This window comes from Geodermatophilus obscurus, assembly GCF_900143215.1.
Lineage (GTDB): Bacteria > Actinomycetota > Actinomycetes > Mycobacteriales > Geodermatophilaceae > Geodermatophilus > Geodermatophilus obscurus_A.
In genome coordinates this window covers 348160-371003 of the sequence record NZ_FRDM01000001.1, presented here as the reverse complement: position 1 = coordinate 371003, position 22844 = coordinate 348160, and the positions used below count along the sequence as shown (strand labels likewise).

General features: G+C 73.1%; 22 protein-coding genes and 1 tRNA gene. 2 read left to right on the top strand and 21 right to left on the bottom strand.

Annotation, left to right across the window (positions count from 1 at the left end; all coding sequences use genetic code 11):
• Positions 1-137: 137 nt before the first annotated feature.
• From BUB17_RS01970 to BUB17_RS01905, 14 genes are all read right to left on the bottom strand, one after another.
• Positions 138-392: a helix-turn-helix domain-containing protein gene (locus tag BUB17_RS01970; protein ID WP_072912218.1), complete on the bottom strand. Its 255-nt coding sequence runs from the start codon at positions 390-392 to the stop codon at positions 138-140.
• Between the two features lie 17 nt (positions 393-409).
• Entirely contained in the window at positions 410-3628 is a 3219-nt protein-coding gene (locus BUB17_RS01965) for a LysM peptidoglycan-binding domain-containing protein (protein WP_072912216.1), read from the bottom strand.
• Positions 3625-4065, bottom strand: coding sequence for a TadE/TadG family type IV pilus assembly protein (locus BUB17_RS01960; protein ID WP_083605907.1), 441 nt, complete (start codon positions 4063-4065; stop codon positions 3625-3627). The genes BUB17_RS01965 and BUB17_RS01960 overlap by 4 nt, the downstream gene beginning before the upstream one ends.
• The gene (locus tag BUB17_RS01955; protein ID WP_072912213.1) at positions 4062-4487 is read right to left on the bottom strand and encodes a TadE/TadG family type IV pilus assembly protein; all 426 of its coding nucleotides are present in this window, start codon (positions 4485-4487) and stop codon (positions 4062-4064) included. Before BUB17_RS01955 ends, BUB17_RS01960 begins: the two co-directional genes overlap by 4 nt.
• Positions 4484-4828: a TadE family protein gene (locus tag BUB17_RS01950; protein ID WP_072912211.1), complete on the bottom strand. Its 345-nt coding sequence runs from the start codon at positions 4826-4828 to the stop codon at positions 4484-4486. The genes BUB17_RS01955 and BUB17_RS01950 overlap by 4 nt, the downstream gene beginning before the upstream one ends.
• Positions 4829-4951: 123 nt before the next feature.
• Positions 4952-5149, bottom strand: coding sequence for a hypothetical protein (locus BUB17_RS01945; RefSeq protein ID WP_072912208.1), 198 nt, complete (start codon positions 5147-5149; stop codon positions 4952-4954).
• Between the two features lie 31 nt (positions 5150-5180).
• The gene (locus tag BUB17_RS01940) at positions 5181-6095 is read right to left on the bottom strand and encodes a type II secretion system F family protein (protein WP_072912205.1); all 915 of its coding nucleotides are present in this window, start codon (positions 6093-6095) and stop codon (positions 5181-5183) included.
• On the bottom strand, positions 6092-7000 hold the full coding sequence (locus BUB17_RS01935) for a type II secretion system F family protein (RefSeq protein ID WP_072912202.1): 909 nt from the start codon (positions 6998-7000) through the stop codon (positions 6092-6094). Before BUB17_RS01935 ends, BUB17_RS01940 begins: the two co-directional genes overlap by 4 nt.
• Entirely contained in the window at positions 6997-8376 is a 1380-nt protein-coding gene (locus BUB17_RS01930; protein WP_244276824.1) for a TadA family conjugal transfer-associated ATPase, read from the bottom strand. Before BUB17_RS01930 ends, BUB17_RS01935 begins: the two co-directional genes overlap by 4 nt.
• A 31-nt stretch (positions 8377-8407) precedes the next feature.
• The gene (locus BUB17_RS01925) at positions 8408-9208 is read right to left on the bottom strand and encodes a CpaE/TadZ family protein (RefSeq protein ID WP_072912196.1); all 801 of its coding nucleotides are present in this window, start codon (positions 9206-9208) and stop codon (positions 8408-8410) included.
• 9 nt (positions 9209-9217) lie between these two features.
• Entirely contained in the window at positions 9218-9793 is a 576-nt protein-coding gene (locus BUB17_RS01920; RefSeq protein WP_244276823.1) for an SAF domain-containing protein, read from the bottom strand.
• A 104-nt stretch (positions 9794-9897) separates the two neighbouring features.
• Positions 9898-10788: an ATP/GTP-binding protein gene (locus BUB17_RS01915; protein WP_083605949.1), complete on the bottom strand. Its 891-nt coding sequence runs from the start codon at positions 10786-10788 to the stop codon at positions 9898-9900.
• Between the two features lie 11 nt (positions 10789-10799).
• Entirely contained in the window at positions 10800-11408 is a 609-nt protein-coding gene (locus BUB17_RS26515) for a hypothetical protein (RefSeq protein ID WP_244276821.1), read from the bottom strand.
• 193 nt (positions 11409-11601) lie between these two features.
• The gene (locus BUB17_RS01905; protein WP_072912184.1) at positions 11602-12054 is read right to left on the bottom strand and encodes a helix-turn-helix domain-containing protein; all 453 of its coding nucleotides are present in this window, start codon (positions 12052-12054) and stop codon (positions 11602-11604) included.
• A 242-nt stretch (positions 12055-12296) separates the two neighbouring features.
• On the opposite strand from BUB17_RS01905, the gene BUB17_RS01900 reads away from it, so the two are divergent.
• Positions 12297-12518 carry an excisionase family DNA-binding protein gene (locus tag BUB17_RS01900; protein ID WP_072912181.1) on the top strand — a complete coding sequence of 74 codons (222 nt, stop codon included), beginning with the start codon at positions 12297-12299 and terminating at the stop codon, positions 12516-12518.
• Positions 12519-12845: 327 nt separating this feature from the next.
• Here BUB17_RS01900 and BUB17_RS01895 read toward each other — a convergent pair whose 3' ends face one another.
• Positions 12846-14540 (bottom strand): hypothetical protein, encoded by a 1695-nt coding sequence (locus BUB17_RS01895; protein WP_141242858.1) that lies wholly within the window; start codon positions 14538-14540, stop codon positions 12846-12848.
• A 309-nt stretch (positions 14541-14849) separates the two neighbouring features.
• Positions 14850-14922 (bottom strand) — tRNA-Asn (locus BUB17_RS01890).
• 139 nt (positions 14923-15061) lie between these two features.
• Between BUB17_RS01890 and BUB17_RS27585 the strand changes: the two genes are divergently transcribed.
• A complete protein-coding gene (locus tag BUB17_RS27585) occupies positions 15062-15385 on the top strand; it encodes a hypothetical protein (RefSeq protein WP_072912176.1) in 324 nt (107 codons plus the stop codon).
• Positions 15386-15408: 23 nt separating this feature from the next.
• Here BUB17_RS27585 and BUB17_RS01880 read toward each other — a convergent pair whose 3' ends face one another.
• The 5 genes from BUB17_RS01880 to ppdK all read right to left on the bottom strand — a co-directional run bounded on the left by BUB17_RS01880 (position 15409) and on the right by ppdK (position 22760).
• Positions 15409-15990, bottom strand: a complete 582-nt coding sequence (locus BUB17_RS01880) for a hypothetical protein (protein WP_072912173.1) — start codon at positions 15988-15990, stop codon at positions 15409-15411.
• On the bottom strand, positions 15990-18818 hold the full coding sequence (gene dnaG, locus BUB17_RS27580) for a DNA primase (RefSeq protein WP_072912170.1): 2829 nt from the start codon (positions 18816-18818) through the stop codon (positions 15990-15992). The genes BUB17_RS01880 and dnaG overlap by 1 nt, the downstream gene beginning before the upstream one ends.
• Complete coding sequence (locus BUB17_RS01870) at positions 18818-19330, bottom strand: hypothetical protein (protein ID WP_072912168.1); 513 nt, start codon at positions 19328-19330, stop codon at positions 18818-18820. Before BUB17_RS01870 ends, dnaG begins: the two co-directional genes overlap by 1 nt.
• A 12-nt stretch (positions 19331-19342) precedes the next feature.
• Entirely contained in the window at positions 19343-19972 is a 630-nt protein-coding gene (locus tag BUB17_RS01865; RefSeq protein ID WP_072912165.1) for a YdcF family protein, read from the bottom strand.
• 76 nt (positions 19973-20048) lie between these two features.
• The gene (ppdK, locus tag BUB17_RS01860; RefSeq protein ID WP_072912162.1) at positions 20049-22760 is read right to left on the bottom strand and encodes a pyruvate, phosphate dikinase; all 2712 of its coding nucleotides are present in this window, start codon (positions 22758-22760) and stop codon (positions 20049-20051) included.
• Between the last annotated feature and the right edge of the window lie 84 nt (positions 22761-22844).

Below are 22844 nucleotides of genomic sequence, written 5' to 3'. Positions count from 1 at the left end.
CCTGACGTGGACACGTCAGCTCCGTCCTCGTAGACTCAATGACGAAGACCCCGGAGCGATCCCTGGCCTCGGCCACATCGCCGGGGTTTTGTTCTGCTCGGGCGCGGAGCGTGCCGCCCCGAACTCAGCGGGCGCCGTCACGCGTGATCGATCTGCCGGGGAGCGCCGACGGCGCGCCGTGGAACTCCATGCTTGTCGAGGACACGGCGGACCGCGGTCGGAGAACGGTCGATCAGCTCGGCGATCTGCCGGAGCGAGCAGCCGGCGGCGTACTCGGCGAGGACGAAGGCCTCCAGCTGTGCCTGCAGCCGCTGGCTGGGCACGGTGCCGGTGCGGGCGGTTCCGGCGAACGCGGGCAGCGAGCGCAGCTGCGGTCGGGGCGGATACGGCATGGCGCTGCGGCTCTCCCTCACGAGGCCCGGTCGAGGAACTGCCGGCGGGCGCGGTTGATGCTCTCCGCGGTGCTCATGGGCAGGTCCATCTCGTCCTCGCCATCGTGGATGTCCACGATGCGTGCGACGTAGGTCTCAGCTTCGGCGCGGTTGTCCTCGTGGTAGGCGACCCACATCGCGTCGAGCAGCACTCTCTCGTCGTCCGGCGCGACCAGCAGGGCGGTGGCCGAGGCGGCGCGGGCCGCAGCCAGGTCGTCGTCGGCGAGAGAAGCGGTGACGACCTGATGGGCGACGTCGCAGATGCCCGCGGTCAGCGTGAGGTCCAGGCCGTCCAGCCACTCGTAGCCCGCGGGACGCTGGGCGAACGGCGGTCCGGACACCAGCTCGAGTGCGGTAAGCAAATCAGGCAGACCGTCGTCGCCGCGAACCTCGGCGCGGGCGCGCAGCTGCCGGAACAGGTCGGCGTCGACGAGCACGCCGGTCAGCGTGTAACGGCCGCGGTAGCCGGAGCTCAGATGCTTCTCCCCGGTCGCTGGGTCGTCGCCGAGCCAGGCGCGGGCACCGGCGGTCATCCGGTGCACGTAGGCACGGACGCTGACCGGGTCGGTCTTGCCGCCGCGGACCGGTTGCAGAGCAGTGGCCGCCTCGTCGGCGGTGGCACCGTGCGGTCGGGTGGCCAGGAAGGCGACCACCTCTTCGTAGCGGCGTCGCCGCCCAGAGCTAGCAACGGCGTGTTCGTCGCCGTGCGCGCGCAAGGTGACCGGTCCGAGCAGGGTCAGCCGCGGCCGGGCGCAGTCCAGTGACCACCAGTCAGTCAGGTCACGGTCGAGTTGCTCGAGGTCGTCCTCGATCCGCTGACGCAGCTCGGTCGGGCGCGTCTGGGCCGGCGACTTCATGACGTTGTCATTCGCAGCCTTGGGGCGGTCCTCCGGCGACACTGCCCCGAATGCGGCATCGCCAGCAGAAGCCCGGCGGGTTGGCCGTGGCTGAGGCAGGCGGTGCGGAGCGTCGCCGGGCTCCTCCGCCTTCGCGTCATCCAGCAGCGCTCCGGCGGCGTCGGTGTGGACCTGCCACGGCCGGTCCCCGTCGGATGCGGGGATGGCGTCGTCCATCGCGTCACGCTCGAACGCCAGCAGGGCGGCGATGTCACGGGCCTGCTGGGCGGTCAGCTGCGGGGCGGGGAGCCGCAGTCCGAGGGCCGGGACGAGGAGTGACCCGTCGTCGGTCAGCGTGAGCAGCCACTCGTCGCTTACCTGTACCGGCTCAACGCCGAGCACGAGCGCGAGTGCTGCGCGCTGCTCCGAGCCCCGCAGGACGGCGGCGGCCTCGGCAAGCTCCCCGTCGTCCTGATTCGCTCGGTGTGGAGTGAGGATGACCTGCGGCATCCAGCCGTCGCCGTCTCCGGCTCGTAGCCGCCCGTCCAGGACGTCGTCGGAGTCGCGCTCGACTGCTTCCCACAGGGTGGAGCGAAGTTCGGGGTCGGCGGGTGTGTCCACGGGGTGGATGCGGTGCGGGGCCAGGTCGACCAGCTCGTCGCCGAAGCCGACGGGAGTGAGGGTCAGCAGGTCCGACCAGCTGTTGACGGCCAGTTCGGCGGCCAAGTGCCGGGCGAAGTCCTGACGGCGGCCGGCCGGTCCGGTGATGTACACGGCGCCGAGGCGTTCCAGGTCCAGTAGCCAGCGGTCTGCGCCGTTCACGCCGACGGTCACCAGGGTCGGGTACGGCGCCAGGCGTGCCCGGGCCACCTCGGGAGCGACGTCGGTGTCCTGGTCCATCTGCAAGGACCAGCAGAAGCCGGTGTCGTCGGCGGTCCACGGCTCGGGCGGCAGACGGTCGGCGGAGGTGTGCAGCCGGAGGTCGAGTCGGCCGTCGTGGAGGCGGGCGGCGACGACGTCGGGCAGCCGCCCGTCAGGGTCGTCGGAGATCCGGACGGCGAGGCCGCGCAAGGCGAGGTCAAGCGCGGCGTAGTCGGCCGTGCCCGCGTCGGCAGCCGAGGTCACGGCCGTCTGCGTGGCCGACAGTTTCTGCGGCACCGGGGCCAGCCGTCGGCCGGTACGCCGGCGGCGCAGCCGCTGGCGGCGGTGAGCCAGCCACGCCGCACCCGTGCCGGCCGCGAGCAACGCCCCGCTGCCGGCGAGGACGGCCGCCAGTTCTGTCGGGAACTGGTCGGCCCCGGCATCGGGGCTGTCGGCTGCCGGTTGTGCTGGTTCGTCGGAAGGACTCTCCGATGGCGGCGAGACCGGCGGTGTCGGCGAGGGCTCGGCCGGCACGGGCGCCTCGGCCTCACTCGGCGGGGGCGGCGACGGCGGCGCGTCCTCGACGGGTGGTTCCGGAGCGGCCGGCGGAGGCGGATCGGGGGTTGCCAGCTCGGCGGGCGGGAGGTCAAGGACCTGCCCGGGCCGGATCAGGTCGGGGTCGGCGAACCGGCCGCCGCCGGGAAGCGGTTCGCCGGCGTTGAGGTCGAAGATCGGCTGCCAGCCGTTCAGCCCGTGCTGCTCGGCGATGTCGGAAAGGGTGTCGCCGGACCGCACGGTCACCTCCGCGGCGGTTGATCCAGCCTCGGGCGGGGTGGCGTCGTCCGGAAGGACCAGGACCCACCCGGGGCGGATCAGCCCCGGGTCGGTCAGGACGGCGCCGTCGGGCTGCGGGCGACCGCGGTTGAGTTCGAGGATTTCCTCGAACCGCGCCCAGTCCCCCAGGGAGCGGGCGGCGATACGGCCGAGGGTGTCGCGCGGTTGCACTGTGTAGGTGGGGCCGTTCGCGGCAGGCTCTGCCGGCTCGACATCCGGTGCTGGGGCAGGTATCGGTGGCGGCTCGTCGGTCGGCTGCTCCGCGACCACGGGTGGTCCGGCGAACGCCGGGGCTGCGAGCAGGGGCGCACCCCCGACGCCGACGACGGCGGCAACGAGCAGGCCGGCCAGCTGCTGTGGTGCCGCCAAGCCGGGCAGCCGCAGCGGTGGGAGACCGCGCACATGAGCGGCGAGCTCGACGGCCACCGAGAGGGCGAACACCGCCCACGCGGCCCAGCCGACCACGACGAGCAGGCCGAGGAAGACCGCGCCGGTGTCCGGCCCGCTCAACGCAGCCGTGACCTGCTCCCATGAAGGGAGTGCCGTCGGGAGGTAGGCGGCGCCGAGCTGCCAGAGCGCAGTCGGGACGCCAGCAAGTGCAGCTACCAGAGCCAGAAGCGCGAGCAGCCGGCGCAGCAGGTCGAGCGACCGCGGTGTGGTGGTCATGGCTCCGCTCCCCCGCTCTGGTCGGTGATGAGGTCGGCGGTCCCGGAGCCCTCCACGGTCATGGTCTGAATGCCGATGAGGCCCAGGAAGGTGGTGGGCTCGGTGATCGTCGTGGTCACCGTCAAGGTGTCGCCGTCCACGACCGTCACCGCGCCCTGCACGCCATTGCGGTCTAGGTAGTCCTGCGAAGCGGCGACCGCGGACGCCGGGTCCACCCGCACCTGCCCGGCGAGGGCGGCGGAGACGTCGAGGGCTTGGCCGCCGGCGCGGGCGGCCTCGTCGGCGATGGCGTTCGCGCGTTGAGTGGCGGCCACCTTCGCGCCACCATCGACGGCCAGGCCGATGATCAGCAGCAGCCCGGGGACGAGGACGGCGAGGAAGACGCCGAGCGCCCCACGCTCGGCGTCCTGGCCTCGGATGCGCTCGCGGGAGGTCATCGTTCGCGGTAGGCGTCGACGGGGCTGGTGAAGGTCGCGTCCACTGTCGCCGATCCGGGCAGGCCGGGCACGAGCAGGTCGGCCATGCCGACGACGCACGTAATCGACACGGTGACGTCGCCGGGCTGGCCGGGCGGCGCCTGGAAGCCGGCGGTGTCAACATCGATCGAGGTGCGCTCACATCGCAGGTCCTGAGCGGCCAGGGTGCGCTCCGCCTGCGCGGTGGCCGACGCCGTCGCGATGGCGGGATCGCGGGACAGGGACGCTTCCCGGGCGGCCGCGCGAGCGGCCTCGGCGACGGCGCCCTCGGCGACCTGGCTACGGCCGGCGACAACGGCGAAGGACAACAGCAGGAGCAGCGCCGGGGCCAACAGCGCCAGCTCGACCGACACCGACCCCCGCTCCCCTACCGGACCGTTCATGGGGCGGGCCGTTCCACCGGGCCGACGGCGCGCTGGGTGACCGACCAGCCGGACAGCCCGGGGAAGAGACTGATCGAGGTGCCGCTCACGGTCACCTCGATGCTGCTCGGCGAGCCGGCCACGGTCACGTCCCGGCCGGTGAGCAGGTCGGAGGCGGTCTGGTCGAGGAAGCCCTCGGCCGCCGTCCCGGCGCGCGCGGTCGAGGCCGGCTGCACCCGGCCCTCGCGGGCGCCTTCCTGGGCTGCGCCGAGGGCGATGGAGCGGGCGTGGAACCACAGGGCCGCCTGGATCAGCGTCATGACCAGCAGGAGCACGACCGGGAACGTCACCGCCAGCTCCACCGACGCCGCGCCCCGCTCCCCGGACAGCCTTCGACGCACCACGCCGGCCCGGCGGCCATAGACGTGGCCGAGCCGGGACGGCGGTGCGGGGCCGTGTGGGCTGGCGGAGCGGGCCACGGGTGGCTACTGGATCGAGCTCGAGCGAGAGGTGACCGCGTTGGCGATCACCGCGACCAGCGCGACGGCGATGCCGATCAGCGCCACTGTGATGATCACCTGCTCCACCGACAGCGAGCCGCGTTCCGGGTCGTCGCGCAGATCGTGGAGCCGGTCGTGCAGGGCAGCGGCGAGGGCGGTGAGGGTGCTGATCAGCGGCATCATCGGGGTTCCCTTCGACTCGGGGACGCTGGGGTCAGCTGGCCATCAGTCGGGCCAGGGCGGGATAGAGGAACAGCAGCAGAAAGGCGATCGACAGCAGGGCGACCGGAGCGGTGAGCTTCTCGCTGGCGGTGTTGGCCGCGGCCTCCTCCTCGGCCAGCAGCTGCACCCGCAGCGACTGTGCGCGGGCCCGCAGTGTCGGGGCGATCGAGGCGCCCTCGACGGCGGCGACCGCGGCGATGTCGGCGACGTCGGCCAGCTCGCCGACGCCGGTGTCGGCGGCCAACCGGCGCAGCCCGTCCCACGGCGGTTCCCCGGCCAGCCGGGCGGCCACCAGCGCGTCGGTGATCCGGGCGAACACCCACCCGTCGCCAAGCGCGGCAGCCCGCTCGAGGGCGATGGTCGGGCCCTCGCTGGCGTCGCGGCGCAGGCTGACCAGGTCCAGGTAGGAGCACAGCGCCCGGCGCATCTGGGAGCGCGCCTCGGCGGCCTGATCACGTACGACGAGGTCGACGACGAAGAAGAGGACGACGGCCAGCGCCAGCGATCCGACCACCGGGACCACTACTGGCACGCGGACGCCGATCAATCCCAGTATGGCTGTCAGCAGCGGCACGAAGACCGCGCCGAACGCGGCGAGGCCGACCTTGCGGACGGCGTAGCCTTCCGGCGTCCACCCGATCAACGCCAGCGCCTGGCCGGGCGCCCGCCGCCCCGCGGCCGGCAGTCGGGCACCGACCCAGGTGCCGGCGCGGCCGGCCGCGCGCGCCCACCGGTCACTCGCCTCGGAGACCGACGCGACTCGTACCGCGGATCGGGCGCCGTCCAGCCGGGCCAGCGCGTCGGCCAGCTGCGGCTGTTCGACTACCAGGGCGGCGCGCAGCAGCAGGAACACGCCGAGCCCGACGACCGCGCCGGCGCCGATCAGCAACGCCTGGGTGCCGTTCACCGGGCCGTCACCTCGTCCGGGTCGAGCTCGGTCCGCCGGCCGCCGTCGCGATCGACCAGGAACCGTGCTGACGGCGCGGCCACGGTGAGCCGGCGCATCCACAGCAGGCAGCCGACGATCAGCGCGCAGATGACCGCCAGCACCAGCTGGCCCAGCCCGGTGCCGTAGGGCGCCAGGTAGTCGCCGTTCAGCGCCGCCAGCCCGGCCGCGGCGACCGTGATCAGCAGCAGCCAGCGGGCGTTGGCGCGGGGTTTGGCGCGGTCGGCCTCGACCTTGCGGCGCATGGTCACCTCTTCGGTGAGGCTTCCCGCCAGCTCGGTCAGCACCCGCGCCAGCCCCGGCCCGCGCAGTTCCGCACCCAGCAGCAGGGCCCCGACGACCAGGTCCCCGGCGGCGTCGTCGAGATCGTCGGCGAAGGCCAGCAACGCCCGCGACGTCGGCCAACGCGCCTGCAGCCGCGCCGCCAACGTGACCACCTCCGCCGCGATCGGCCCGGGCGCCGTGCGGGCCGAGCGGATCAAGGTCTGCTCCAGCCCACCACCCGCAGCCAGGACATCGGAGGTGCGGCGCACCCACTCCTGCAACGCCTCCAGCCGCTCGACCGCCGCGTTGCTGGCGGAGAACTGCGCCAGCAGCCACGGCACCCCCACCACTGCCAGCCCGACCAGCACCCCGCCGACCGGCCAGCCGGAGGCCAGCCACACCGCGGCCGCCGCCACCGCGGCGGCCGCCCACAGTGCCCGCTGCCGCCGCGCCGCCGGGCGGTCGACCGTCGACGCCAGACGCGGTCTCCGGCGCCGCGGCCGAGCCGGGGGGTCCGGGGCGGTGAGCGCGTGCGTGGCCAGCAGCAGGCCGGCGACCACGAGCGCCCCGCACACGCCGGCCAGCAGGCCCGCGCCGCTCACCGTCGCCCGCCCGCCGTGCCGGCCCAGGCTCCCTGCCCGACGCGCAGCCAGCCGGGGTCGAAGCCGACCCGGACGTAGTCGGCCAGGTCCACGGGGTCGTGCTCGGGTACCGCCCGACCGTCGGCTCCCGGCGCGAAGACCTCGGTGAGCGCCGGGCGTCCGCCCTCCCCGATGCCGTTGCACTCGACGACCTGGCTGACGAACCGCTGCCGCTCACCGCCGATCCACCGCTCGTCCACGGTGGTGATGTGCACCACCAGGTCGATCGCCGACGCGCACGACCGGTACGCGTGGTCCGGGGTGACCGCCGCTCGACCGCGCATGCACAGGTTGGCCAGCCGCTCGAAGGCGTGGTGCGCGGAGCGGGCGTGCAGGGTGCAGGCCGAGCCGCCCTCGCCGGCCTCCATCACCTCGATCAGCGGCCAGGCCTCCTCGCCGCGGACCTCGCCCAACCACACCCGGGACACGTTCATCACCAGCGCCTGCTCGACCAGCTCGGTCAGCGTCACCTCACCCAGGCGGCGGCCGTCCGGCCCGCGTTCGCCGGTGCCCTCCCGTGCCTCGAACGGCACCACCCGGGGGTGCCGGTCGGGCAGCTCGTGCAGCAGCAGCTCGAAGTGCTTCTCGATCGTGGCCAGGTTCTCCTCGATCGGGAGCTCGTTGGCCAGCGCCCGCAGCATCAGCGTCTTGCCCGCACCCTGCGCGCCGGTGACCACGATGTTCTTGCGCGCCCGCACGGCCGCCCGGAGGAACTCCGCCAGCAGCCGGTCGATCGCCCGCAGGCCGATCAGGTCGTCGAGGTCGACGTTGCGGATCCGGTGCCGGCGGATCACCAGCTGCGGGCGTGGCACCGTCTCGATCACCGCCGCCAGCCGCGACCCGTCCGGCAGGCGCATGGTCAGCAGCGGACTGGCCGTGGTCAGCGTCCGCTCGGCGCGGCCCAGCCGGGCGGCGATGTGCTGCAGCTGCCGTACCAGGTCCTCGTCGGAGTCGGCGATCGGGTCGACCTGGACGTCGCGGCCGTCGGCGTAGCCGATCCACACGTTGTCGTGCCCGTGCGCCTCGATGTTCTCCACGGCCGAGTCGTCCACGTAGGGCTGCAGCCGGCCGAGCCCGAACTGCGCCGCGAACACCGCCTCGGCGATCGCCTGCTCGTCCTCCGGGGTGGGCACCGCTTCCCCGGCGCGCATCCGCTCGCGCACCAGCTCGTCGACGCCATCCTGGACGAGCGTGCGGGCCAGCTCCTGCTGCGCCGCCGCGCTGAGCGCTGGACGGCGCTTGAGCTCCGCGGCCAGCGCCGTCGCCGTCGCCTCGTGAAGTCGGCGCACCAGCGCCCAGTCCACCGAGATCGGTGCCTCGTCGCGTCGGCGAGGCACGGCTCCGCCGCCCCGGGGGCCGGTGGCGAGGTCAGCGGACACGACCGCCCCCGATCGTGGCCGCCGCCGAAGGAACGGGCGCCGGCGGTGGCGGCAGCCGGGTTTCGTGCGCCGCGGCGAACTCGACCAAGCGGGTCGCGACCGTCCGCGCAGCGCGCAGCAGGGCCGACTGGGCGAACAGCCGGCCGGCCGGCGCGCCGTCACTGAGCACCGACGCCGCCTTGGCATCGCGCGGCAGCGAACCGATGACCGGAACGCCGAGCGCCTCGCCGATCTCCCGCTCGCCGTACGGCTCACCCGGCCCGACCACCAGCGCGGCCACCATGCCGGCGTGGCCCTCTCCGCGGAGCTCGGCGACCGCCCGCGTCGCCGCACGTACGGCACGCAGCGTCGAGCCGGTGGTCAAGACCACGGCTGCAGCCCGCCGGACGACGGCTGCCGGAAAGTGCTCGGCGCGCAACCGACCGCAGTCGCCGATGACGTCGACCGCGCCGTCCTCCAACGTGGCCAGCACGGCTGCCAAGCGGTCCCAGTCCACGTGTCGGGCGCCGGCGGGGTCGGCCAAGCCGGGTAGGAGGCGCGCTCGCCCCTCGGGGTCGAGCCGCAGCAGCTGGCCGTCCAGGTGCCGGGCCAGTCCGCCACGCCGCGCCGCCAGCTCCAGGTCGGCCAGACCGCCGGCGGACAACTCACCTCGGCCGTATCCCGCCAGCACGTCGCCGCCCGCCGGGTCCAGTTCGGCCAGTACCGTCGGCCGCGGCCAGGACAGCGCCAGCGCCAGCCCGCTCGTGGTCACCCCGGGCGCGCCCTTGGCCGAGCACAGCGCGATCAACACGGCAGCCGCCTACTCGCCGGCGACCACGACGATGGCGACCAGGCCTGCAGCGGCGCGGGCGGCGACGTCCGGCCCGTCGGCCGCGGCGACGAGCACGTCGACCACTCGCAGACCGTCGGTTCCCGGCGGACCTGTCTGAACCACGGTCGCGTCCACCACGCCCGGAGCCCCTGCCTCGTTTCCTGCCGGAGCGCTGCCCGCGGCCACGGGCACCAGGAGGACGTCATCGCCGGGCCGCAGCGCGGTCGTCGGCAGTTGCACCGTCGACACCCCGACTCCGACCAGTTGCTGACCGGGGGCCGGGAGGCGCTGATCGGTCAGTGCGTCGCGGGTGAGCAGCGAACCTGGCGTCAGGGTGGTCGCCGCCACCATGCCGATCACCTGGTCGCGATCACCGTACGGAATCGGCTGCAACGCCGGATCAGGCGAGATCCTCGCCTCCACCAGATCGGCAGCGGTGATGGCCTGGCCCCAGGGCACCTCCCGTGCCAGCGCGATCACCGGAGACGTCTTGCCCAGCGAGGTCGCCAGGTAGGTCGCGCCCAGGGCTCCGAGGACCACCATGGCCACCGCCAGCGCCAGCAACGCCGGACGGCGTCGGCGACGCGGCGGCGGAAGCACCGGCGCCCGGGGCAGCCCGTTGCCCGCCGCGGGGGGCGGTGCGCTGGCTTTCGGCGGCTGGGTGCGCGTCATCGACTGCCCCCGTCCTGGTTGAGGACGTGCAGTTCGCCGACGAACAGTTCCGCCGACGAGGACAGCTCCAGCGTCTCCGTGCCCGACAGTCCCCCGCCGGACCAGGTGACCGTCCATGTGCTCGTCGCGGTGATCGGCCAGGGGCCATCACCCGGCACATGTCGGCTCGACGCCTGTGCATAGACGTGGCCGCAATCCGGCGACTCGCCCTCCGCCCCAGGCGAGTACGGCGTTCCGGCACCGCAGACCACCGTGGTGCCGTCCCCCATGTCCCAGACGATGCGGCTGACCTCGCCCACGGCGGCGACCGTGACGCCCCCGGCCGACACCGACTGCCGGGCCGGCCCGAGGAACTCCTCCCCGCGCTCGGTCCACATCCACACCGGAAGGCCCACCAGGCCCCCGGCAGACCCGGGTGGCGGCGCCATCCGGATCTCCGGGGCACGCATGACGAGCGAGGCGATCGCCTGCTCCGCCAGAACGCGCGGGTCCACGGGCGGTCCGGCCGGCGGAGCGGACCCGTTCGGTACGAACACGAGCATCGTGGTGAGGCCCGAACCGTCCACCCGCGGACAGACCTTGGCGTACATCGCTCCGTCGGCCGGGGACTGCCCCTGCCACAGGGCGCTCGTTGGTGGCGGCTGCGGCTGCGACACCGTGTACGTACACGGGTCCTGGGGCGAAGCCTCCCCGCCAGTCGCCTGGCTCCCACCAGGCTTGGCGCCGCTGGCCACCGGGTCCGCGCCCGCGTCCTGCCCGGGAGAGGTCGCCTCGACCAGGCAGATGCCGGTCTGTGCATCCTGCTTCGCGCAGTCGACAGGTGGGGCAGCCATGGCGCCGGTCAGCCCGCCCGGAACGGCGAGCATCACGGCCGCCAGCAGGGGCACGCGAGACAGCCTCAGCATGGTCGCTCCGTCAGCGGGTCCAGCTGGTTGACCAGCCACGGGGATCCGGGTTCGGCCACGTAGCGGGTCACGGTGATGTCCCAGACGAACCGAGGTGGAGTTCCGGGTGGCACGACCTCGCCGGTCTCCACCTTGACCACCCGCGTGCTGTGGCTGTCGTAGCAGCCCGTGATCTTCACGGTGGGCCCTTCGGGAGACGCCAGATCAACGCCGGTGACCTGCAGGTCGACCGTGGTGTCGCCTTCCTGGCGGAGGCCGATCGTCGCGTAGTCCCGTACTGCCGTAACGGCAAGCAGGGCGGCGGGGTCGCCCGCGGATCGGCGGATCTCCGGTTCCCAGTCCCTGGCGCCCGGAACTTTCTTAGCCGCATCGGTCACACGCAGCATCTCGTTGACCGCCGTGGTCGCAGCCTCTGCGGCCTCCTCCTCGGGAGTCGGCGCGCTGGTCGTGACAGGAGCGGACGACGGAGCCTGCGACGACGAGGACGCCGTCGTGCTCGGCGAGGAGTCCGGACTGGCGTCGCTCGCCGAGCAGCCGGCGAGGGGTAGCGCCAGGAGCAGGGCAGCCGTCCATCGCCGCGTGCTCATCGCGAGTGCGCTCACCGGAGAGGCCGCGGGCCACGCCCCGGCAGGAGCATGACCCGAAAGTAGGCGAGCTTCGGGCTTCGAGGGCGCGCCGGCCCATGTCGCGCTCGACTTCGTCGTGCGGGCCATGGCCACCTCCCGGGCAAGTGGTGGGGGAAATTACCACCGAGATCACCCGTGGAGGCAAGCGATTCTCCCGTAATCCTCCTGTTCAGCGGCCGGAGGACGCCAAGGCCGCGTGGTCGCTGCGGGAACGACGGACGGCCGCCTCCACACGAGCGACGTCCACACCGAGGACTTCGGCGACGGCGGCGATCACCGTGGCGGAGTCATCTACACCGGGGCGACCGTCCTCCAGGCGCACGTACGTCATGACCGACAGACCGGGAGCAGTCACCTGGTTCGTGGCCAGTCCAGCCGCCAGACGGAGGGCCGCCAAGGGCGGGTCCCCTGCATCGACGTCCAGGAGATGCAAAGGATCGACGCCCAGGGCAGCCGCCAGCCGCGGCACGAAGCGGGGTCGCGGGCGCTCGAGCCCGGTCTCCCAGACCCGGATGCGCGCCGCGCCGGAGAGCTCCAGCTTGGTGGCCAGTTCTTCTCTGGTCAGCCCCACGGCCTCACGGGCAGCCTGCAAGCGGTCACCTCGAAGCAGTGGCCGCGCCATGGCAGCTCTCCTCCACGTCACCCGTTCGGTGGACATCCCGCTCGTGTGCCGCCGAACCCTAGCCGCAACCTCGACTTCGTCCGACGGGGCTCGTCGTGGCGCGATCAGGCTCTCGACCGGAGAACTACAGGAGCAAGACAGGAGACTCGCGGACGGACTTTCGGTCCCGTCCCAGGCCCGCATGAAGACGTCGTTGCGGCCACCGGCGGAAAACCGGAGGAGCGAGCGCCACGCTCACCCTCATGAGCCGACCGAACCCCTTGAGCACTGCTACGGGCCGTGCCCCACGGGATGAGCTGCTGACCATCGGTCAAGCCGGGGAGTACCTCGGGACCGGCGAGCGATTTATCCGCCGACTCGTCGCACAGCGGCGCATCTCCTACGTCAAGCTCGGCAAGTACGTGCGCCTGCAGCGCTCCTCACTCGACGCCTTCATCGAGGCGGGCCGCGTCCCCAGCGAGTGACCTCACGGCGCACGAGACGTCCCGCCCGGGTCCGCCGGCGTGGCGGCAATTGGCGAGCGTCTCCGGCCGGCAGCGTGTTTCGCTGGTCAGCGAAAAGTGGGAATAAAGTGGGGCCACAGTCCTTCTCTTCATTCGCTTCAGACCCTTTATCAGCTCGCTGAGCTAGATTTTGAGCCCACGGGGGATTCGAACCCCCAACCGCCCGATTCCTTGCCGAGGTGCTGCGAGCAGAACCCCGAGTGAGCTGGCATGTCATGACCCGGTACCTCACGGGCGTCCGCAAGGACCCGAGGATCCTCACTCGGGACATCCGCTGGCGTACCCCAATCAGGCCGTCGAGCGCTGCACTAGCCACAGGACTTGGGCGAGTAGCGAGTCCGCGTCGTCGCCGTCGGTCTCCCCGAACGCGTCCACCACGACGGACTCGGCGTTCGGCGGGGCGGACGCAGCGGCCGCGACGACGGCCTGGCCGGGGAACCAGGCAGGAAGCTCGCGATATCGGCGCCGGAACCCGAGCACGCGCCAGGTCTCGCGGTCGCGGCTCTCCTCCCAGTCCGCGCAGGCCGCAACCAGGGGGAGGACGACATCGGACCGCCGCGCCAGCGCCTGCGAGAGGCGCTGCTTGACCTGCTCGGGCGAGGTGATCCGAGATCCAGCCCAGAGCACCGACTGGCCATTCGCGTCGTCGGGGTCCCAGGAGCCGGGGTTGGACCAGTCGATGGAGTCCCACAGCGCGGCGAGCGCGGCCTCGGCCCGTTCCTGCGGCCCGGGACGACCCCGCTTTTCCGCAACCCGGGCTGCCTCGTCGAGCAGGAGCACCGCCGCGGACAGCGGACGGCGGCGGACGTCCTGCTCCGTCAGGGCCGCGAGCTCGTCGTCGTCGGCGTTGCCGGCGACCGCCGCGGCCAGTCGGCACGTCGCGGACAGCCCGACGGCGCGAGCGGACGGCACGGGCGGGATGCCGGCGGCCCGCTCGGCGGCGGCAGCCAACTCGGCCCGCAGCGCGGCGTCGTAGCGCCGGTGGTCCACCCGCGCGTACGGGCGCGCCCGGTCAAGCAGTGCTCGGTGGTCCTCCAACGGGTCGCGGGGAACCGGGGGCGGTGCCCGGTCCGGCTCGGGCGGAGGCGGTGGCGCAGCCGGGTCGCCGCGCCACGCCGCGGCAAGGGCGTCCGTGGCCTCCGCGAGCCCGGACAAGGCGTCGTCGAGCCGGTCGTCGTCCTCCAACTCCGGCGGGCCGGGCCAAGTCGCCGACATGGCGACGACGTCGTCGACGGCGCCGGACGCCCAGGCGGACCATGGCTCGACGGCGGGGCGGCTCGCCCGGACGGCCGCGAGCTCGACCTTGGCCTCGTCGGCGAGCGGGGCGAGGACCTCGACGGCCTCTCGCAGGGCCGCGAGGAGTGCGGCCTTGTGCTGCTCGGTCTCCTGCCGGGACGGCTCGGCATGCAGCGCGTTGCCATCCTGGTCCCACGCGGTGCATGCGCCTCGTGCCATGGCCCGGGCCGCGCGCCAGGTGGCTGCGCGGCCTGCAGGCCCGCGCCGGGCACCGCGGGCAGCGAGCGCGAGGCGCTCGGCCGCCCGGACCGCACCGAGGACGGCTCCTGCATGGTGGTGCTCGACGGCCCGCGACGACGCCTCGAGTACCCGGCCAGCGTCCGCGTCGGTCAGCGGCCACCCTCGTTGCGCTTGTTCGTGTTCGTCGAGCTGAGCCTGCTTCCACTCGCGGAGCAGCTCCGCCGGGTACAGGTCCGGGAGCTCGTCGATCTCATACGAGTGCTCGATACATAGGAGCAGCAGATTGGCGTCGGCGCGGTTGTCCTCCACGGACATCTCGATCCACCGGGCACCTCCACGCCGACGGGCGTGGATGTGCGCGACGCGGCTGTTCAGCACGAGGTCGCCGGTGTCGTTGTCCTGCTTGTACAGCGGGCGTGAGCAGTCCGGCCGCGCGCAGCGGAACGCCCGCGCGTACAGACGCTTCACCGTCCCCGGCGTCGGCTCGGGATGCACGCCCGCTGTCACCCGGCCATTGTGCTCGACGGCGCCCGCCGCGCGGCGCCTATGCACCGAGAGCCGGGGAGGTCTCATACCGGTGGCGTCGCGACCGCGTCCGTCGCGGCGGACCGGCGGCGGAGGCACCGGCGTCGAGCTCCGCGAAGGGGCACCAGGTCAGACCAACCTGCGATCCGAGAACGATGGCGACATCCGGCCTCGCATGCTTCCAAGCCTGCCGCCCTCGGCGACGAGGCTATCGCCGGGGCGAAAAGTATGGGTTAAGTATGGTGCAGCCCTGGATCCGCCCACGCGGCACCCATCTGACCTGCGGTTTTGCTCCCCCGATTGGACTCGAACCAATAACCCTGCGATTAACAGTCGCATGCTCTGCCAATTGAGCTACGGGGGATCGGCGGGCGTGCCCGCGCGCAGGGTCGAGGTTACCCCACGCCGTCGGGCGTGCTGCAGGCGGCTCGCCGCGTCGCGCGTCACAGCCCCCACGGTTACCGTGATCACTCCTCGTCCTGCGTCTCACCTGGAGGTTCGCCATGGCGAAGCTGTCCTTCCTCGTCGGCTTCGGTGCCGGCTACGTCCTCGGCGCGAAGGCGGGTACGGAGCGTTACGAGCAGATCCGCCGCGCCTGGGAGCAGGCCAAGGACAACCCCCAGCTGCAGGGCCTGGCCGGCATGGCGCAGGCCCGCGCCGACGGGGTGCTCAACTCGGCCAAGGCCCGGGTCGGTCTGGGCAGCTCCGGGCACCGCTCGACGACGTCCGGCACGGGTTCCGTCCCGCGCGCCCGAGCCGCGTCCGGCACCACCGCCCCGGCGTCGAACAGCCCGCTGCCGCCGCCGGACACCTCCGGCGGGGTCTGAACCCCGAGGCGGTCGCGGCGGGCTCAGCCCGGCTGGTCGGCCGCGACCGCCTCGGCCAGCCTCTGCCGCGCGGCCTCCCGCGCGGCGGGGTCGGCGCGGTCGGCGTCGTCGTCGAAGACGACGGTCCACTCGCGTTCGGCCTGACCGGGCAACCGCCGGGCGACCAGCAGCGCCCCTCCCCCACCGGGCAGCGGCGCACGCCGGCTGTCGACGACGGTCTGGTCCACCCGCCGGCGGACGACGGGCGGCAGGCCTCCCGCGTCGGCCAGCGCGTGCCGCTCCACCGGCAGCCGCGCCTGCACCCCGGGTTCCACTTCGGTCAGCGGGGTCACCTCGAACCGGCCCCCGCCGTCGCCGGTCGCCGTCCACCGCGCGGTGCCGACCTCGTGCCAGGGCAGCACGCCCACCTCTCCCGCTTGCGGCAGCGGCAGGTCGGCGGGTACCCGGCGCAGCCCGCGGGACGTCGCGACCAGCCAGCCCGCGTCGCGCGCGAGGGCACCCCAGGACAGCACCCGCTCGTCGGGGTCGGCCGAGGCGAGCACCACGGCGCGGACGAGCTCCGGCGGCCGGGTGAACCGCCGCCGCACCCGGTCGAACACGGTCATCAGCCCAGCCCGCCCATCGCCCGCTTGCGCAGCGAGATGGCCTGCTGCTCGAGCGCCATGAGCTCGCCGAACGCCTTCATGTACTGGTCACCGGCCTCGACCGGGTTCATCCGCTGCAGCCGTCCCTTGAGCGCGGCCACCCGGCGGACGGTGTGCATCTCCTCCAGCCGGGCCAGCACCGCGTTGACGTACGTGGCATCGGCCTCGGCGGCCGAGCGCACCGGCTCGACGGCCAGTGCGGTCAGCAGTGCCGTCGCGCTCTCCCGCGTGCAGTGCGCGGCCACCTCGTCGAGCCAGGCCGGGCCGGTGACGCGGGTGGCGGCCGTTCCCCCGGCCGCGGCGACGGCGGCGGCCACGGCGGCGTAGTCGGGGTCGGTGTAGGCCTCGACCGGGATCGCGTCGAACGACGGCCCGGCGAGCTCCGGGCTCTGCAACGCCGCCTTGAGCGCCTCCCGCTCGACCTCGACGGCGACGTCGTCCGGGCTCTTCTGCGGCGTCCGCGGCCGGCCGCGCTGCGGCGGCCCACCGGTGTCCCCGGTGACTCGGCGGACCCGCTCGAGCACCTCGGACTCGTCGGTGTTGCCGATCATCCCGGCCAGCTGGCGGGCGTAGGCCGGGCGCAGCGCGTGGTCCTTGATCTGCGCGACCAGCGGCGCGGTCTTCTCCAGCGCGGCCACCCGGCCCTCGACGGTGTCGAGGTCGTAGCCGGCGAGCGTGGTCTTGAGGACGAAGGCGATCAGCGGCGTCCGGCGGCCCACCAGGTCACGGACGGCGGCGTCGCCGTGCGCCTGCCGCAGCTCGCACGGGTCGCGCCCGTCGGGTTCCACGGCGACGAAGGTCTGGCCGACGAAGCGCTGGTCCTCGGCGAAGGTCTTCATCGCCGCGGCCTGGCCGGCGGCGTCACCGTCGAAGGTGTAGATGACCTCGCCGCGGAACTCGTCCTGGTCCATGAGCAGCCGGCGCAGCACGCCGATGTGCTCGGGGCCGAACGCCGTGCCGCAGGAGGCCACGGCGGTGGTGACGCCGGCCAGGTGGCAGGCCATGACGTCGGTGTAGCCCTCGACGACGACGGCCTGGTGGCGGCGGGCGATGTCCCGCTTGGCCCGGTCGATGCCGTAGAGCACGCTGCTCTTCTTGTAGAGCGGCGTCTCCGGGGTGTTCAGGTACTTCGGGCCGGGGTCGTCGTCCATCAGCTTGCGGGCGCCGAAGCCGATGACGTCACCGGTGATGTCGCGGATCGGCCAGACCAGCCGGCGGTGGAAGCGGTCGATGAGCGTGCCGCGGCTGGACTCCTTGGCCAGGCCCGCGGTCACCAGCTCCTGCTGGGTGAAGCCGCTGCCGCGCAGGTGTCGGGTCAGCGTGTCCCAGCCCCCGGGGGCGAAGCCGCAGCCGAAGTCCAGCGCCACCTGCCGGTCGAAGCCGCGGTCGGCCAGGAACTGCCGGGCCGGTGCGGCCTCCGGGCTGCCCAGCTGCTCGGCGTAGAAGGCCGCCGCCGCGGTGTTGGCCGCGACCAGCCGGGCGCGCTGCCCGGCCTGCGCGCGGTCCGGGGCGCCGGTGGGGCGGCCGCCGTCGTCCTCGTAGTGAAGCTCGACGTTGGCCCGCCCGGCCAGCAGCTCGACCGCCTCGGTGAACGACAGGTGGTCGATCTGCTGGATGAAGGAGATGACGTCCCCACCCACTCCGCAACCAAAACAGTTACCGGTGAGGATGTTGTCCTCGAGCGTGAAGGCATGCGTACCCGGGACCTCGGCACAGAAGACCTCCTCCACCCGGTCCGACCACTCGACCGACCGGACGACCCAGCGCTTCCGCTCGTACTTCTTGCGGTTGGCCAGGATGCGCTCGCGATGCTGGTCGAGCAGGAAGAAGGAGTCCGGTAGGCCCTTGGTCATGAAGCGGACGTTGTAGATGTCGCCCATGACACCGTCGATGCCGAGCCGGGTCTGCTTGGCGACTCCGTAGGTGCCGATACCGAGCCGGGTGCACAGGGTCCGGACGTACTCGAGGTCCTCGACGCATGCCGAGTTGAGGATGGCGTCGCCATCCTCGGCCACGCAGCCATCGGCGGCGAAGTAGCCGGCCAGCCAGCCCAACAGGTACGAGGCGTCCTCGTCGAGTGGCGGCCGTTCGTCCTTGAAGTAGGCGGGCAACCCGTAATACCGGGTCCCACGCTCCTCCGACCAGGACCGCCAGCCTTCGAAGTATGAAGCCAGCTGCCCGTCCTTCTCGCCGTAGAGGACGGCGATGGAGCCGGCCCCCGCCCTCGTCCCGTAGCCGTACACCAGACCGCGAGCGACGCCGAACGGCGACGGGCGCGTCCCCGGGTTGAGGACCCTGCTCATCGGGAAGGACGGCGAGAGCTGGTCACCCGGCCGCAGGTCCGTGGTCACCTTCTCCCGGCGGTCCTGCCGCAGCCTGCCGGACGGAACGAACCAGCGGTGTTCGTCAGTCGCGTGGAGGATCTTCGTCCGACCGTTGCGGGTGAGCGTCAGCTTCATCAGCCGCTGCACGCCGTACGACCTGAACGGTGCCTCGACCCAGCCTCCGTCCCCGTTGAGCACTCGGACCGTGCGACCGGTGAGCTCCCGGATGGGGACCACCCCGTCCTCGGTGAGGACCCCGGTCTCGCCTGCCAGGCAGTGGAAGAGGTTTCTCGTGGGGGTGACGTGGAAGGACGGCGACTTCTCGTCGTGGAAGGGGCACAGCCCCTTGAGGCTGCCGCCACCCGCACGCTTCAGCTGCAGGTGCTCTCCGACGATCTCGTCGATCTTCGACCGCTCACGGACCAGCGCGATGTCGCCGGCGCGGATGCGTCCCTTCCCGGCCATCAGCTGCCCCCTGCCGCCGCGGCGCCGCCCGCGATCGCGGCCGTCGTCGCGGCCTCGTCACGCCGGTTCATCACGAGCGCTAGCCACAGCAGGAAGACCTGGTGGTGCAGGGGCAGCGACTCGTCGGCGGTCAGCGTCGGACGCGGCGACCAGCCGCCCGTCGTCCCGGACTCGGCGACCACGCGGTCGCCGACGAGGTACCGGTGCCCGCCCTTCCACCGCGAGACCACCTCGGCCTGCACGGGCGTCCCCTCCAGGTCGACCGCCCAGGTACCCCTCCAGAACGACGTCTGTCGGGCGCGCAGCCGCGCCGTCCCCTCGGGGTCGGCCGCCCACCGGCCGGTGAGCTCGCGCTTGGCCTTGGCGAGCACCCACTCGCGGTCCTCGACGACGGCCGTGGCCGCCTCCTTCCAGTTCGACGCCCGCAGCGTGGCGACGACGACGTCGTCGCGCAGCACGGGCAGGACGCGCTTCTCGGTGCCGGCCGTGCCGGCCTTGCCCAGTACGAGCACGGACTCCTCCGTTCAGCCGATCCCCGGGGCGCCCGCGATGCTCTCGCCGGTCGCGCGGTAGAGCAGGTAGGCGGCGGTCTCGCGGAGGATGTAGCGGAACTGCGTGGCGCGCGTCTGCACCGCCGGGCCCTGCCGGGTCGGCGAGCTGTCGGCGGTGATGCCGGCGTCCTCGGCCATCCGCTCGGCGCGCATCGCGTGCCACGGGTCGGTGACCAGGACGGCCGAGGACCAGCCGCGCTCGTCGAACGCGGCCCCGACGGCCCGCATGCTCTCCAGCGTGTCCACGCCCTCCTCGACCGCCAGCAGCGCGTCCTCGGGGATGCCGGCCTCGGCCAGGTAGGCCCGGCCGGACTCAGCCTCGGTGAACTGGTCGCCGTCCGCCTTGCCGCCGACGGTCACGACCACCGGCGCGACGCCGTCTGCGTACAGCGCGAGTGCGTGCTCCAGGCGCGCCTCGAAGATCGACGACGGGACGCCGTTGTACTGCGCCGACCCGAGCACCACGATCGCGTCGGAGGTCGGCTGCGAGTCCTGCCGCGCCGTCCACCAGATCGCCGTCGCGGTGGAGACGACGAGCAGGACGACGGCGAGCACCAGGGCGCCCACCGCCCGGCCCACCAGGCTCCCCGCGCGCACGCCCACCCGTCATGGGTACCACGCGGGGGCCTCGGTTCCGAGCCGGTGCGCCGGGTGTGCCGGACCGCACCGGGGTCCTTCGTCAGGAGCCCGAGCGGTCCGCTCCCAGCGCGGCGCGGCCGGCCTCGAGCCGGGCCACCGGCACGCGGAACGGCGAGCAGGACACGTAGTCCAGCCCCACCTCGTGGAAGAAGTGCACCGAGTCCGGGTCACCGCCGTGCTCGCCGCAGACGCCGAGCTTGAGGTCCGGCCGCGCCGACCGGCCCTCCCGGACGGCGACCTCCACCAGCCGGCCGACGCCCGGCAGGTCCAACGACTCGAACGGCGAGACGCCGAAGATGCCCTTGTCGAGGTAGGCGTGGAAGAACGCGGCCTCGACGTCGTCCCGCGAGAAGCCCCAGGTCATCTGGGTGAGGTCGTTGGTGCCGAAGGAGAAGAACGCGGCCGACGAGGCGATCTCGCCGGCGGTGAGCGCGGCGCGCGGCACCTCGATCATCGTGCCGATGAGGACGTCGAGCTCGGCGCCGCACTCCTCGAACACCTGGCTGAGCACCTTCTCCGCCTCGTCACGGATCGCCTCGAGCTCCTGCACCGCCCCCACCAGCGGGATCATGATCTCCGGCCGCGGGTCGCCGCCGGCCGCCTTGCGCTCGCACGCCGCCTCGGCGATCGCCCGCACCTGCATGGCGAACAGCCCCGGCTGGACGAGCCCGAGCCGCACGCCGCGCAGGCCGAGCATCGGGTTCTCCTCGTGCATCCGCCGCACGGCGGCCAGCAGCCGCAGGTTGGCCTCGTCCGGGTGCCCCCCGGCCTCCGCGACCGCCACCCGCACCGACAGGTCGGTGAGGTCGGGCAGGAACTCGTGCAGCGGTGGGTCGAGCAGCCGCACGGTCACCGGCAGCCCGTCCATCGCCTCGAAGATCTCCAGGAAGTCCTGCTTCTGCAGTGGCGCGAGCGCGTCGAGGGCGGTCCGCTTGCCCTCGTCGTCCTCGGCGAGGATCAGCTTCTCGACCAGCTGCCGCCGGTCGCCGAGGAACATGTGCTCGGTCCGGCACAGCCCGATGCCCTGGGCGCCGAACCGCCGGGCCCGGGCGGAGTCCTCCGGGGTGTCGGCGTTGGTCCGCACGTCCATCCGGCGCCGGGAGTCGGCGTGGGCGAGGACGCGGTGCACGCTGCGCACCAGCTCGTCGGCCTCGGCGGAGTCCGGGTCGATCTCGCCCTCGAAGTAACGGACGACGGCGGAGGCCTCGACCGGCACCTCACCGAGCCACACCCGCCCGGTGGAGCCGTCGATGGAGATGACGTCGCCCTCCTCGACGGTGACGCCACCGGGGGCGGTGAAGCGGCGGTTCTTCGTGTCGACCTGCAGCTCCTCGGCGCCGCAGACGCAGGTCTTGCCCATGCCGCGGGCGACGACGGCGGCGTGCGAGGTCTTGCCGCCGCGGCTGGTGAGCACGCCTTCGGCGGCGATCATCCCGGAGAGGTCGTCGGGGTTGGTCTCCCGCCGGACGAGGACCACCTTCTCCCCCCGGCCGGCCCACTGGACCGCCGCCTCCGAGGAGAACACCGCCTTGCCCACGGCGGCGCCGGGCGAGGCGTTCATCCCCTGGGTGAGCTGGGTGGCGTCCCCGCCGGAGACGAACCGCGGGAACATCAGCTGACCCAGCTGCTCTCCGGTGACCCGCCGGACCGCCTCGTCCATGTCGATGAGGCCCTCGTCGACCAGCTGGGTGGCGATGCGGAAGGCCGCTCCGGCCGTCCGCTTGCCCACGCGGGTCTGCAACATCCACAGCTTGTTGCGCTCGATGGTGAACTCGATGTCGCACAGGTCGCGGTAGTGCGACTCCAGGCGCGCCATCGTCTGCCTCAGCTCGTCGTAGGCGGGCTTGTCGATCCGCTCGAGGTCGGCCAGCGGCACCGTGTTGCGGATGCCGGCGACGACGTCCTCACCCTGCGCGTTCTGCAGGTAGTCGCCGTAGACCCCCTGCGCGCCGCTGCCCGGGTCGCGGGTGAAGGCGACGCCGGTGCCCGAGTCGGAGCCGAGGTTGCCGAAGACCATGGAGCAGACGTTGACGGCGGTGCCGGCGTCGCTCGGGATGCGCTCACGGCGGCGGTAGATGATCGCCCGGTCGGCGTTCCACGAGTCGAAGACGGCGTTGATCGCCAGGTCGAGCTGCTCGCGCGGGTCCTGCGGGAAGTCGCGGCCGCACTGCTCGCGGACGATGGCCTTGAACCGGCCGACCACGTCCTCGAGGTGCTCGGCGTCGAGGTCCAGGTCGGACTCGGTGCCCTGCTCGCGCTTGGCCTCGTCCAGGGCGTGCTCGAACAGCTCGCCGTCGATGTCGAGGACGGTCTTGCCGAACATCTGGATCAGCCGGCGGTAGGAGTCCCAGGCGAAGCGCTCGCTGCCGGACTGGGCGGCCAGCCCGCGGACCGACTCGTCGTTGAGACCGACGTTGAGGACGGTCTCCATCATCCCGGGCATCGAGGCGGCGGCGCCGGAGCGCACGGACACCAGCAGCGGGTCCGACGGGTCACCGAGGGTCTTGCCCATCGCCTTCTCCAGCGCCGTCAGGTGCTCGGTCACCTGATCGGCCAGCTCCGGCGGGGTGCTGCCGTGCTCCAGGTAGAAGCGGCAGGCGTCGGTGGTGATGGTGAACCCCGGCGGCACCGGCAGCCCGAGCCTGGTCATCTCGGCCAGGTTCGCGCCCTTGCCGCCCAGCAGGTCCTTCTGGTCCTTGTTGCCCTCGCTGAAGTCGTAGACCCAGGTGGCCGTCCCGGTACCGCTGCCCACCGTGCACCTCCGCGCTCGTCCGCCGGCTGCCCATCGCCTGCCGGGGACGGCGCCCCGGGGTCCCCCGTCCGCCGCCCCGGCGAG